The following is an 11,743-nucleotide window of genomic DNA, read 5'->3' on the forward strand; positions in this document are numbered from 1 at the left end:
CATCAATCTCTCACGCGAACCAGCAGCCCCTGCTGATTGATTCGTTCTTTCACCGCGTTCATGGCCCGCTCACCGGCTTCCGAAGAGTCGAAGGGGCCGACATAGACCGTGGTCATGTTGTTGTCGCGTCGCCGGCTATAGGCAGGGAAGCCCTGCTCCTGAAGCCGCGCCAGCAATCGTTCGGCATTGCCCGCCTCACCGAAGCTGCCCACCTGAACGGCCCATTCGCCGCCGGGCGAAGCGCTCACGGTGGCTGTCTGGCGCTCAGGCTCGGGGCTGGGGGAAGCCGGCTGGTTGCTCTCCAGCCGCTCGGAGGCAGCTTGGGCCAGATCGGCGATCGGATCCTGGCGAGAGGTCTCGGCCGGCGCTGAAGACGGCTCCGAGGCGCTACTCGCCGTACCTTGCTGAACGGCTACGGCGGGGGCCGCCTCCACGCGGGTCGTTTCACCGGGATCGGGCTCGACGTCTTCAAGGGGCGGTTGCGGCTCCACCCGTGCGGGACTCGTCTCGGGAGTACGAATCTGCCCCAGGCTCTCCGGCGGCTGCGGGTCGGGCACGTTACGCCGCTCCACCGGCACCGGTTGCTCGATGGTCAGCATCGGCTGGGGGCGCTCGTCGCGGGGCGCCGGCTCGTCGAACAGCATCGGCACGAAAATGACTGCCAGGGCGATCAGGATGACGGCCCCACTGATTCGTTCGCGCATTCCGTACTTCATTTGCCCTCCTGCCCCAGCCAGGCCGACTGCGCCTGCTTCCATGCCAGTATGGCCGCCACCATGAAGAAGGAGCCGCATACCAGCACGCGATCGTCCGGCGCCAGGCGCCCGGACAACCATTCGGCACCGGCTTCGGGTGACTCGGCCTGGTAAGCGACACGACCGCCTTGATCCTCGATGCGGCCCGCCAGGTCGGCAGCTGCACGCGCCCGCTCACCGGCCAGGGTCACCGCTACCCAGCCATCCGCCACCGTGGCCAGAGCCTCGATGACCCCATCCGCATCCTTGTCGGCCAGCATGCCAAGCAGCACCCAGGTGCGTCCACGGCATGGCTGCGTCGAGAGCCTCTCCGCAAGGTAGCCCGCCGCATGCGGGTTATGGCCCACGTCCAGGCACCACTGCCCCAGCCACTGCATGCGGCCAGGGACTCGCAACTCACGCAGAGCCAGCCGGCAGCTCACTTCATCGAGCGCTATGCCGGCCGCCGCCAGGGCCTGCAGTGCCGTTGCTGCATTGTCCAGCGGCAGCCCCGGGTCGGGCAAGTCTTCCAGGCTTGGCGAGGCGTCATCGTCAACGGTTCCCTGCCAGCGGAAGCGGTCTGGAGCGCCCGCTTGCCAGCGAAACTCCTGCCCCAGCGCCAGGATCGGAGCACCGCAAGCCTCGGCACACTGGCGTACGCTATCGGGAAGCTCACCGCTACCCAGGATGGCGGGGCTTCCGGCACGCATGATGCCGGCTTTCTCGCGACCAATTCCCGCAAGGTCGGTGCCAAGGAAGGCCGCGTGGTCGAGAGCAATGGTCGTGATCACGGCGACGTCGGCATCGATGACGTTGACCGCATCCAAGCGGCCACCCAGCCCCACTTCGAGCACGGCGAGTTCCGGCGAGTGACGGGCAATGGCCCACAGCGCCGCCAAGGTTCCAGCCTCGAAGTAGGTCAGGCTGACGGGCTCGTCGGCCAGGCGTGCGGCCTCAACGGCTTCGAAGCCGGCAATGAGCGTGGCATCGTCTGCCTCGGCACCGTCGAGACGCAGCCTTTCGTTGTAACGCAGCAGGTGCGGCGAGGTGTAGGCGGCCGTAGTCAAGCCGTGCGCCCTGGCCAACGCCTCGATCATGGCGACGGTCGAACCCTTGCCATTGGTCCCGGCGACCGTGATCACCCGCGGCGCCAGGCGATTGGCCAGAAGCCCCATGCGGCGGGCCACCTCGGCCACCCTATCGAGGCCAAGGTCGATGCCCACCGGGTGGATCCGCTCCAGGTAATCAAGCCAGGCCTCCAGAGTACGAGACGGAATCGCAGCCATCACGGGCAATCAGCGCGCCGGGTCGCCACGATCGAGGTTCTCGGACGACGAAGTTTCCTCCGGCGTACCCGTCTCGGCCGCATCGATGTATTCGCCCTCTTCCGCCTCTGCGCGTTCGGCCTCGTCAACCAGGTCCGGCTCGAGAAGCATGTCCTCTTCGAGGCCGCTGGGGGCTGATGGGTCAGCTTGCGCAGTACGCCACCGAGGCGGTCACGCATTTCGCCACGATGAACGATCATGTCCACCGTGCCATGCTCGAGCAGGAACTCGCTGCGCTGGAAGCCTTCGGGAAGCTTCTCCCGCACGGTCTGCTCGATGACGCGAGGGCCGGCGAAGCCGATCAGGGCATTGGGCTCGGCCACGTTGAGATCGCCGAGCATGGCCAGCGACGCCGAAACGCCACCGAACACTGGGTCGGTCAACACCGAGATGTAGGGTACGCCGGCCACGCGCAGGCGCTCCAGCGCCGCCGAGGTCTTGGCCATCTGCATCAGCGAGAACAGCGCCTCCTGCATCCGCGCCCCGCCCGAGGCGGAGAAGCAGACGAAGGGAATACGCTCCTCGAGCGCCAGGGTGGCCGCACGCACGAACTTCTCACCCACCACGGCGCCCATGGAGCCACCCATGAAGGTGAACTCGAAGGCCACCACGACCACTGGCAGGCCGTCCAGCGTACCGCGCATGGCCACCAGGGCATCCTTCTCGCCGGTCTCCTTTTGAGCCGCGCCAAGGCGATCCTTGTACTTCTTCGAATCGCGGAACTTGAGGCGATCCACCGGCTCCAGGTCGGCCGAGATCTCCTCCCGCCCTTCCTTGTCGAGGAACCAGTCGAGCCGCTTGCGCGCCGTCAACCGCAGGTGATGGTCACATTTGGGACAGACGTTGTGATGCTTCTCCAGTTCGGGCAGGTAGAGCACCGCCTCGCACTTCGGGCACTTGCGCCACAGGCCGTCGGGCACACTGGCCCGCCGGTCCTTGCGCTGAATCCGCCCCATGGAGGGAACAATCTTGTCGAGCCAGCTCATGTCAGAAAGACTTCCGTATGCTGTTGCGCCCGGCGGCACCGGGCGTCATGAGTCGAAATCGTGGGCAAGGATAGCCTCGTGGCTAGCGCGCCGGTAGCGCATCCAGAGCCTGGCGCATCTCACCGAGAATGGCCTTGAGCTCTCCGGCAATCGCTTCCGGTCGCTCGGCGTGCTCAGCGATGCGGTTGACCAGGGCACTGCCAACGATGACGCCGTCGGCAACCTTGCCGACCTCGGCGGCAGAGGCACCGTCGCGAATGCCGAAGCCGACGCACAGTGGCAGCTCAGTCAAGCCACGCAGCGGCGCCAGGTGCTCGGCCACATCCGCGGCATTCAGCGTGGCGGCACCGGTCACCCCCTTGAGCGCGACATAGTAGAGGTAGCCCTCGCCATGGGCGCATATTGTAGCGGCCCGTTCCTGCGATGTGGTAGGGGCGACCAGAAAGATCGAAGCCAGACCCTTCTGCTTGAGGATGGGGCCGAACTCGTCGGCCTCTTCGGGCGGCATGTCCACGGTCAGCACACCATCGACGCCAGCGGCGGAGGCTTGCTCGGCAAAGGCTTCGAGACCGATGCGCTCGACAGGGTTGAGATATCCCATCAGCACGATCGGGGTCTGGTCGTCACGCTGACGGAATTCGCGCACCATCTCGAACAAATGGGTGAGGCGTACGCCGTGCTTGAGCGCCCGCTCGCAGGCCTTCTGGATCACCGGGCCATCGGCCATGGGATCGGAGAACGGCACCCCCAGTTCGATCACGTCGGCCCCCGCTTCCACCAGGGCGTGCATGAAGCCTACCGTGTAGCGCGGAGCCGGATCGCCAGCGGTGATGTAGGGAATCAGTGCGCGACGCCCCTGGGCCTTGAGCTCGGCGAAACGTTCATCGATTCGATTCATCGTCAAAACTCCAGGCCGTCGATCTTGGCGACCGTCATGATGTCCTTGTCGCCGCGGCCGGAGAGATTGACCACGATGTTCTGGTCAGGCCGCAGGGTCGGTGCCAGCACCTTGGCATGCGCCAGGGCATGGGCCGATTCCAGCGCCGGCATGATGCCCTCCACCCGGGTCAGCTCGCGGAAAGCCTCAAGCACGGCGTCGTCGTTGGCCGCCACGTACTGCACCCGCCCCACGTCCTTCCACAGCGCATGCTCGGGCCCTACGCCGGGGTAGTCCAGGCCGGCCGAGATCGAGTGGGTATCCGCCACCTGGCCGCCCTCGTCGGACATCAGATACGTGCGATTGCCATGCAGCACGCCACGCGGCGCATTGGAAGCCAGCGGTGCCGCATGGCGCCCGGTATCGACGCCGTCGCCGCCGGCCTCGACACCGTACATGGCGACGTCGTCATCCTCGACGAAGGGGTAGAACAGGCCCATGGCGTTGGAGCCGCCCCCCACACAGGCAATCAGCGCATCGGGCAGCTTGCCGAACTCTTCGAGCGACTGGCGGCGCGCCTCGCGGCCGACCACGGCGTTGAAGTCGCGTACCAGCATGGGATAGGGGTGAGGTCCGGCCACGGTGCCAATGATGTAGAAGGTGTCGTCGACGTTGGTGACCCAGTCGCGCAGCGCCTCATTCATGGCATCCTTGAGCGTGCGGGTGCCGGACTCCACCGGGATCACGTTGGCCCCGAGCAGGCGCATGCGGTAGACGTTGAGCTTCTGGCGCTGCACGTCCTCGGCGCCCATGTAGACCTCGCACTTCAGTCCCAGGCGCGCCGCGACGGTGGCCGTTGCCACGCCGTGCTGGCCGGCGCCGGTCTCGGCGATTACTCGCGGCTTACCGCTCATCTTGGCCAGCAGCGCCTGACCGATGGTGTTGTTCACCTTGTGCGCGCCGGTATGGTTGAGGTCTTCGCGCTTGAGCCAGATCTGTGCCCCGCCGAGCTGCTTCGACCATCGCTCCGCATGGTAGAGCGGAGAAGGACGGCCCACGTAATGGGCCAGGTCATAGTCGAATTCGGCCTGGAAATCGGGATCTTCGCGAAGACGCAGGTAGGTCTTCTCCAGATCGTCCAGGGCGAAGCTCAGGGTCTCCGAGACGAACCGGCCGCCATAGGGGCCGAAGTGGCCGCGGGCGTCCGGCAGTCGGGTCAGGTCACTGAACTTGCTCACTAAAGACACCTCATAGGGTCGCCATAAGGGACAGGGATTGGGTCGGGCTTGGGCAAAAGACGATCATGCCAGGCGCTTGCGATCCGCCTCGGCCACCGCCGCGGCGAATGCCGATAGCAGGCGGGGATCCTTGCAGCCGGGCTCGGCCTCCACACCACCGGAAACGTCCACCGCAAAGGGGCGCACGCACTCGATGGCGTTGGCGACATTGTCCGCCGTCAGCCCACCCGCGAGAATAACAGGTTTTTCAAGACTTGCGGGGATTCGCGACCAGTCGAAGGTCTCGCCGGTACCGCCCGGCATCCCCGGGCGATAGGCATCCAGCAGCAGCGCCTGGGCGCCGTCATAGGCCGCGGCGGCGGCATGCAGATCGAGATCGTCGCGCATGCGCAGCGCCTTGATCCAGGGCCGGCCAAAGCCGGCACAGAACGCCGGCGTCTCGTCGCCGTGGAACTGCAGCAGATCGAGGTAAACGGCACTGCGTGCGATGAGTTCGGCGTCCTGATCGACGAACAACCCCACCCGGGTGACGAAAGCCGGCACCTGGGCTGCCAATGCGGCGAGACGCGCCTCGTCGACGCAGCGCTTGCTGCCCGGCCACAGCACGAACCCCAACGCATCGGCACCGGCAGCTACGGCATCGGCCACATCCCGTTCGCGGGTCAGACCACAGAATTTAATGCGGGTACGGCATCCCACGGCTTGTACGTCAATCATGCCCATCCTTGCTCAACCTGCCTGTCGTTCGCCGGCCGGCGCCCCACCGAGATCGGCGAGCACCGCGCGGTGCACCTCGGGGAGATACTGGTAGCCGCTAGGATAACACAGACGCTTGACCGCCACGGCCCGCGCAATGGCCGCGAGACGATGGAAGCGTGCTCGTGTCATGTCCGCTTGCGCAGTGCCGCCCTGCCCTCCCGCGGTCCCACACCCCTCCAGTTCCTCGGCCAGGAAGGAGTGACGCACGAGCTGGATCAGCGCTTCGCCCGGACCGAGCGGCTCCAGGCGTATCGCCGTGTCGTCCCCGGTGACGACACGGCGCTCCAGCAGGTAGATCCTCGCCACGGGCAGTGACTCCCAGGCGATGTCCCCCACTCTCTCGGCCGGCACACTAAGCTTCAGGAAGGAAGGATGGACCGGCTCGAAACCCTCGGCGGTGCCGACGAAGCGCTGCGCCTGCTCCGGGGTCAACTTCAGTTGCGGAAAGGCATGCCGACAGGTTACCCACGCATCATCCGGCTCCAGCGCCGCGATATCGTCAGCGAGGAGGTGAAACCCGGCCGCGACCAGGGAGGCCACCAGGGTGCTCTTGCCGCCGGCGCGATCCGCCGCGAACAGCATCGCCTGACCATCATGGGCCACTGCCCCGGCATGCAGAGCGCTCACGCCGGTCAGCTCGAGGTAATAGGAGAGGACGTCCCCGAGCAGATAGAGATCGACCATGAAGCCAGCTCCGCCGTCCTGCAGCCGGCAGTCGATCCGCCCGGGAGCGACTAGGAATTCCGCTACCCGGGGAAAGCGCATCAGGCTGCCGCCGGTCACGGCATATATCTCCAGATCAGGTTCCCCGAACCGGTTCCTGGCCGGACTCAAATAGAGAGCATCCCGGCTCGAGGGTGTGGGCCACGCCTTCTCCAGCTCACAATGAAAGGTCAGGTCGCACTCCGCCGTGGCGGGTGCGGCACTCAGGGGAAGCGAAAACGATGCGTCGTTTCCATGCAGAGCCCAAAGACCCGGTATCGGTATGCCACGTTCCCTGCCCCCGTTGCCGACTCAGCGCCGGACGATTCATTGTCGGACCAGGACACCAATGTCCTCGAGTTCCACCACCAACGAGGCCAGGTCCTGTCGCAGCGCCTCCGGCGCTACGGCATAGTCCTCCAGCAGCACCGAGATGGCACCTTCCCGACTGCCGGTTTTCAGCAGCGCTCGCCACATGTCCGCCGCCGTCGGATCGAGCTGGAAACAGGGAGCGGACTCCGCGGCCGCCTCCGGGAAGTGTGCCACCGCGATCGATTCCCCGATCGGTACCCACAGCACGCGATCGGCGGACCTGAGGGGGCCAGACTCCGCCGCCTGCAACGCGATCCCCGCCAGTGCCTCTCCCTCCGCCAGGCCAGCCGACTCCGCCCGCAGCTGCGCGGCCTGGACACGACGCTTGAGGCACAGCGACGGCGGCCAGGCGTTCCAGCCGGCTTCGAAGCGCCCCGTTCCCGCATCCCAGTACTTGGTCTCGGGCTCGCACCAGGCGAAGGCCACGTACTCGGCGATCCCGCACCAGTAGGCATCCCCGCCGATCCGCTCCCGGCGCTCCCTGAGCCAACGGGGATAGGCCTCGCCGAACCATTCAGGCGCGACATCCCTGAGGTCTTCGGCATTGAGGCAGGCCAGGACCCTGGACTCGACCCGCTCGATGGCTCGACACAGCTCCCGAGGGGCAAACAGCGGACAGAAGATGACGGCCGGGGTATCACAGCGCTGGAGAAACTGCTGGAAGCGCACCCCGGACAGGGCACAGTCGTCCACCACTACCCAGGGCTGCGACTCCCCGCGCTCGGCCATCCCGGGCACGCCGATCCGATCGGGGCGCAAGTCGAGTAAGTAGGAGAGCATACCGAGCACGATCCAGCCTCCGCGGGGGATGGCGGTATAACGAAAGTGCGACAGGGCGTCCTCGCCGAAGCGCGCCCGGAGGACCGTAGCGAGACGCTCCACCGCCTGCTCCGCGGCGGGGTAATCGATATAGCGATGATGCTCGAGCATCTCATGGAGTTGGACAGCCAGATCCGCCAGCAGGGCCTGCTGCTCCCCGAGAAATGGCCGAAGGCCGCGACCATAGGCTCGGGCCAGGCTCGCGCCACGAGCCTGGCCCCCTTCATTCTGACCCACAGGGGGTTGGCTTGAATTCCCTCGCCCAGCGCCCGCAAGGCCGACTCGCGGTCGGGCTGCTGGGTAAAGGCAAGAAGCGGCTCGATGGCCTCCCGGCCATCGAGCAGCAGGACGGCATCGATGCCCCTGTCCACGTTTTCCCTGTCCACGTTTTCTCTGTCCACGGGTCGAGACAGTGCGATGCCAGCCCCTTACCAGGGCCTACCTGTTGTGCCCGGGCGGGTTGCGGCTGCCGTTCGAATGCGGTGCATTCCCCGGGAATACATCCGACCCCGGCCTGGTTAGGCCCACCAGCGTGAGATCGGCGACAGTTCCCCAGCGTGTCAATTGGGGCTTGCGATATTCACGCCGAACATCGCTCTTTCTTTCCTGGGTATTGTCCATATATCTCATCCTCCGACCCGTTCTGTCGTTGGATAGCAAATGCACCCAACTAGTTAGCTCACATCGAGAGCCAACATTTCCTTGCATAGACAGATTAGGCCAGCCCCCAATTGTCCAGCCATGGAAAAAAAAGCTGGTTTACAATGAATTACCGACTGGTTTTCATCACTCATGAGATAGCGACTTAGCCACACGCACTTGCCTAAACGAAGTGGTACGCCTACCAGAATCGTCTCAACCAGATTTCAAGAGACAGGGTCGGCCAGAGGTCGAAGCTGGGCGCCTCGCCGCGTACGAAGCGCATGAAGCGGTCTCGAAGGATCGCTTCGTCGATGAACCCCATCTCGGCACAGCGGCTATGGGTCATCAGGCCGAGCACCTTGTCGTAGGCCTTGTCACGCAGCGCAGCGAAGTAAAGGGGTTCGGGGAAACCTTGCCGATCGAGCCGATGGCTTCGATCGGCATGATGCCCGCCATGGCTCGTCTCGCCAGCCGTTTCACCTCGATGACACTATCGACACTGTACTGGGGGCAGGCGAGAATGAACTCGGCGATGCGCCTGTCGCTCCAGGGGTCGGCATTGCCCACGCCATGCATGGCGGTGATGCGCTCGGCGTAAGTCATCCCCTGCTGGACCAGCGGCGAGAAGACATGGATGTAACGCTCCCGTGGGGCGCGGCGTGACCAGTTCGCCGCCTCGGCTCGCACGGGTTCGACCTCTGGCAATCCGGCCCGGTGCAGAAAGCCCAGGGAGACATAGGACTCCGCGCGCCTTATCGGCCCCCGCCGTGGCTTGCGCGATGAACCGAAGCATCGAGCGGCGTGCAAGCCACGGGCGAGACGGCTCCCCCCCAGGAGATCCGACAGCATGGGCCGCACCAAGTAGCGGGATAGGGTAGAGGCACGCGGCAGCGAAGTTATCCTCGACAGAGCTTCCAACTCACGCCATGCCCTATGAAAATGGCCAGCCAGCAGCATACCGGGCACGTCGCTGACTGCTCCCCCACAGATGACATCACCGCGTGAGCCATAGAACATCACGCTGACCCGATCAGCCGCCGCCGCAGCCAGGGAACGGTCCAGGAAGGGCTGAAACATCGAGAAGAAAGGATCATCCTCATGGGGCTGGTTGGCAGCCTCCTCGACCAGGGGGTAGGTCTCCTCCGCCGGGACCTCGTGGACCGGCATGCCGAAATGATCCGCAATACGATAGATGTTCTCGCGTTCGTCGCATTCCGGCAGCTCGGAGAAGATCCAACTGTAGGCGCGCATCGGCGGCACGGCCTCCCCTTGCTGGCGGAGCCAGCCCGCCACCGAGGCGACACAGGTGGAGTCGACTCCGCCGCTCAGGCTCATGCCCACCGGGCTCCGGGCACGCAAGCGACAGCGTACCGCCTCCGTCAACAGCTCGCGCAGCTGATCGGCATAGGCCCTCTCGTTGCGGTAGCGAAGGCGTCGCTCTGGATCCGGAGCCCAGAAGCACCGACTGCGCTTACGCCCCGCCATATCGATCACCACTTCCTCGGCGGGCTTGAGCTCCTCTATCCCCTCATAGAAGACCTGTCCCGGCGGCGTCTGCATGCCGCACAGGTGCCAACCGACGGCCTGCTCATTCAAGCGGCGCGGCACACCGTTCACCGCCAGGATCTGCCGGACCTCGGTGGCAAACAGTACCCGCCCTGGCTCGATCCGATAGTACAGGGAGCGCATGCCCAGGGGGTCTCGACCCAGGTGCAGCTCACGATGGCCGGCATCCCAGAGCACATAGGCAAAGTCCCCAAGCAGCCGTGCGGCCCCCTGCTCGCCGGCATGGAGCAGCATACCCAGCATGAGCTCGGCGTCCATTGCCACCCCGGCATGAAGATGGGGGCTCACGCCGGCACAGTCATCGCGGTTATCGAGGCGTGCATCGGCCGCGAACAGTAGGCCATGCTCCGGCACGACCACCGGGCGGCATGCACCGGTACCGTCGGGCGTCGTATCCAGTGACAGGCAGGCGACTCCCACCGGCCCCTCGCAGTAATACTCGACACCGTCGGGGCCTCGGTAGACGACCCGTGACGCCATCAGCTCCAGCTCGGCACGACTGACCGAGACGCCATCGAGACGAATGATCCCGCAGATACCGCTCACCGGGGATGGACCTCCCACAGGCTGCTAAGGCAACGCCTCAGGAACACCAAGCAGATGGCTGACCGGCACCACACGGTCCGCCACCCCGCCTACCCGGTAATCACCAAGGATGCAGGTCATGGCACACAAATTCACCATATGGCTACACAATGTAGCAAATAAGATCGCCGTGCCAAGTTGCACCCAGCATGGAGCTTCCCATGCGTCATGGGCAACAGTGAACTCGCTCAGGTAGGGACGTTCCCCTTTACCCGAGTACCCGAGGTTCACCGCGCCGAAACTCGACCATAGGACAGTCCGGCAGTTCGCGCCCTCCGGTCCATTCGCCCAGGAAGGCCAGCAGGTTCGGCCCCAGGGGCTCCTGCGGCAATCCCCAGGCTTCGTCATAGAGCGAGTCGACGAAGTGCAGCCCACAGGCGGGCGCCGTGACATCGGCAAGGGTGCGGTCCTTCAGCGCCAGCAACTCAGCCAGATAGTCGTCGCCACGCTCGCCGCGTCCCACGCTGACCAGGGCGCCGACGATGTTGCGAATCATGTGATGCAGAAAGGCATTACCCTGCACGTCGATGACGACCAACGGACCGTGGCGATGCACCTCGATGAAGTGCAGATGGCGCCAGGGTGTCTTCGACTGGCAGCCCGCTGCCCGGAAGCTGGAAAAATCGTGCTCGCCTACCAACGCCTGGGCTGCGCGATGCATGGCCCCGGCATCCAGTGGGTCGCGGCACCAGGTTACGTTGGCGCGCTCCAGCACCGGCCGGCTCGGCTGGTTGAGAATGACGTAGCGATAACGGCGCGCCAGCGCCTTGAAGCGGGCGTGGAAATCGTCGGGCACTTCGCGCACCCAACGCACCGCGATATCGCGCGCCAGGTTGGCGTTGACACCGAATACCCAGGCCTTCTGCGAGCGAGGCGCAGGGGCGTCGAAATGCACGATCTGGCGCGTAGCGTGCACCCCGGTATCAGTACGCCCGCTGGCATGTACCTTGACCGGCAGGCTTGCCACCTTGGAGAGCGCTCGCTCCAGCTCGGCCTGAACCGAGGGGGCATGCTTGAGCCGCTGCCAGCCGCAGTAAGCGCTGCCGTCATATTCCACTCCCATGGCCAAACGGCCACTCAGGGGATGACGATCGTCGAGAGGTCGGAACAGGGTCATGCCACCGTCAGAGTCGATAAT

At 65.3% G+C, this 11,743-nt stretch carries 12 protein-coding genes; all 12 read right to left on the reverse strand.

The window, feature by feature from the left end; genetic code table 11:
- Positions 1–2 precede the first annotated feature (2 nt).
- Positions 3–716, reverse strand: a complete 714-nt coding sequence (locus tag EKK97_RS14285) for an SPOR domain-containing protein (RefSeq protein WP_201296895.1) — start codon at positions 714–716, stop codon at positions 3–5.
- Positions 713–2,020 carry a bifunctional tetrahydrofolate synthase/dihydrofolate synthase gene (gene folC, locus EKK97_RS14290; protein WP_159552858.1) on the reverse strand — a complete coding sequence of 436 codons (1,308 nt, stop codon included), beginning with the start codon at positions 2,018–2,020 and terminating at the stop codon, positions 713–715. The genes EKK97_RS14285 and folC overlap by 4 nt, the downstream gene beginning before the upstream one ends.
- A complete protein-coding gene (gene accD / locus EKK97_RS14295) occupies positions 2,020–3,045 on the reverse strand; it encodes an acetyl-CoA carboxylase, carboxyltransferase subunit beta (protein ID WP_422672658.1) in 1,026 nt (341 codons plus the stop codon). The genes folC and accD overlap by 1 nt, the downstream gene beginning before the upstream one ends.
- Before the next feature lie 82 nt (positions 3,046–3,127).
- Positions 3,128–3,943, reverse strand: a complete 816-nt coding sequence (trpA, locus tag EKK97_RS14300; RefSeq protein WP_159552860.1) for a tryptophan synthase subunit alpha — start codon at positions 3,941–3,943, stop codon at positions 3,128–3,130.
- A 2-nt stretch (positions 3,944–3,945) separates the two neighbouring features.
- Positions 3,946–5,160 carry a tryptophan synthase subunit beta gene (gene trpB / locus EKK97_RS14305; RefSeq protein WP_159552862.1) on the reverse strand — a complete coding sequence of 405 codons (1,215 nt, stop codon included), beginning with the start codon at positions 5,158–5,160 and terminating at the stop codon, positions 3,946–3,948.
- Positions 5,161–5,223: 63 nt separating this feature from the next.
- Positions 5,224–5,877 (reverse strand): phosphoribosylanthranilate isomerase, encoded by a 654-nt coding sequence (locus tag EKK97_RS14310; protein ID WP_159552864.1) that lies wholly within the window; start codon positions 5,875–5,877, stop codon positions 5,224–5,226.
- Positions 5,878–5,889: 12 nt separating this feature from the next.
- Positions 5,890–6,702, reverse strand: a complete 813-nt coding sequence (locus tag EKK97_RS14315; RefSeq protein ID WP_159552866.1) for a hypothetical protein — start codon at positions 6,700–6,702, stop codon at positions 5,890–5,892.
- A 246-nt stretch (positions 6,703–6,948) separates the two neighbouring features.
- Complete coding sequence (locus EKK97_RS14320; RefSeq protein WP_159552868.1) at positions 6,949–8,049, reverse strand: PqqD family protein; 1,101 nt, start codon at positions 8,047–8,049, stop codon at positions 6,949–6,951.
- A gap of 201 nt (positions 8,050–8,250) precedes the next feature.
- Positions 8,251–8,520, reverse strand: coding sequence for a lasso RiPP family leader peptide-containing protein (locus EKK97_RS26135; protein ID WP_422672661.1), 270 nt, complete (start codon positions 8,518–8,520; stop codon positions 8,251–8,253).
- A 133-nt stretch (positions 8,521–8,653) separates the two neighbouring features.
- On the reverse strand, positions 8,654–8,800 hold the full coding sequence (locus EKK97_RS14330; protein WP_159552872.1) for a hypothetical protein: 147 nt from the start codon (positions 8,798–8,800) through the stop codon (positions 8,654–8,656).
- Positions 8,800–10,566: an asparagine synthetase B family protein gene (locus EKK97_RS14335; protein WP_159552874.1), complete on the reverse strand. Its 1,767-nt coding sequence runs from the start codon at positions 10,564–10,566 to the stop codon at positions 8,800–8,802. The genes EKK97_RS14330 and EKK97_RS14335 overlap by 1 nt, the downstream gene beginning before the upstream one ends.
- Positions 10,567–10,813: 247 nt before the next feature.
- Positions 10,814–11,722 carry a tRNA pseudouridine(38-40) synthase TruA gene (gene truA, locus EKK97_RS14340; RefSeq protein ID WP_159552876.1) on the reverse strand — a complete coding sequence of 303 codons (909 nt, stop codon included), beginning with the start codon at positions 11,720–11,722 and terminating at the stop codon, positions 10,814–10,816.
- Positions 11,723–11,743 lie beyond the last annotated feature (21 nt).

Source organism: Billgrantia tianxiuensis (assembly GCF_009834345.1).
In the GTDB taxonomy this organism is placed as follows: domain Bacteria; phylum Pseudomonadota; class Gammaproteobacteria; order Pseudomonadales; family Halomonadaceae; genus Halomonas; species Halomonas tianxiuensis.

Coding starts and splice junctions, on each gene's coding strand:
- EKK97_RS14285 (WP_201296895.1), bottom strand. CDS start 716: ATGAAGTACGGAATGCGCGAACGAATCAGTGGGGCCGTCATCCTGATC.
- folC (WP_159552858.1), bottom strand. CDS start 2,020: ATGGCTGCGATTCCGTCTCGTACTCTGGAGGCCTGGCTTGATTACCTG.
- accD (WP_422672658.1), bottom strand. CDS start 3,045: ATGAGCTGGCTCGACAAGATTGTTCCCTCCATGGGGCGGATTCAGCGC.
- trpA (WP_159552860.1), bottom strand. CDS start 3,943: ATGAATCGAATCGATGAACGTTTCGCCGAGCTCAAGGCCCAGGGGCGT.
- EKK97_RS14310 (WP_159552864.1), bottom strand. CDS start 5,877: ATGATTGACGTACAAGCCGTGGGATGCCGTACCCGCATTAAATTCTGT.
- EKK97_RS26135 (WP_422672661.1), bottom strand. CDS start 8,520: ATGCAAGGAAATGTTGGCTCTCGATGTGAGCTAACTAGTTGGGTGCAT.
- EKK97_RS14330 (WP_159552872.1), bottom strand. CDS start 8,800: ATGACCCATAGCCGCTGTGCCGAGATGGGGTTCATCGACGAAGCGATC.
- truA (WP_159552876.1), bottom strand. CDS start 11,722: ATGACCCTGTTCCGACCTCTCGACGATCGTCATCCCCTGAGTGGCCGT.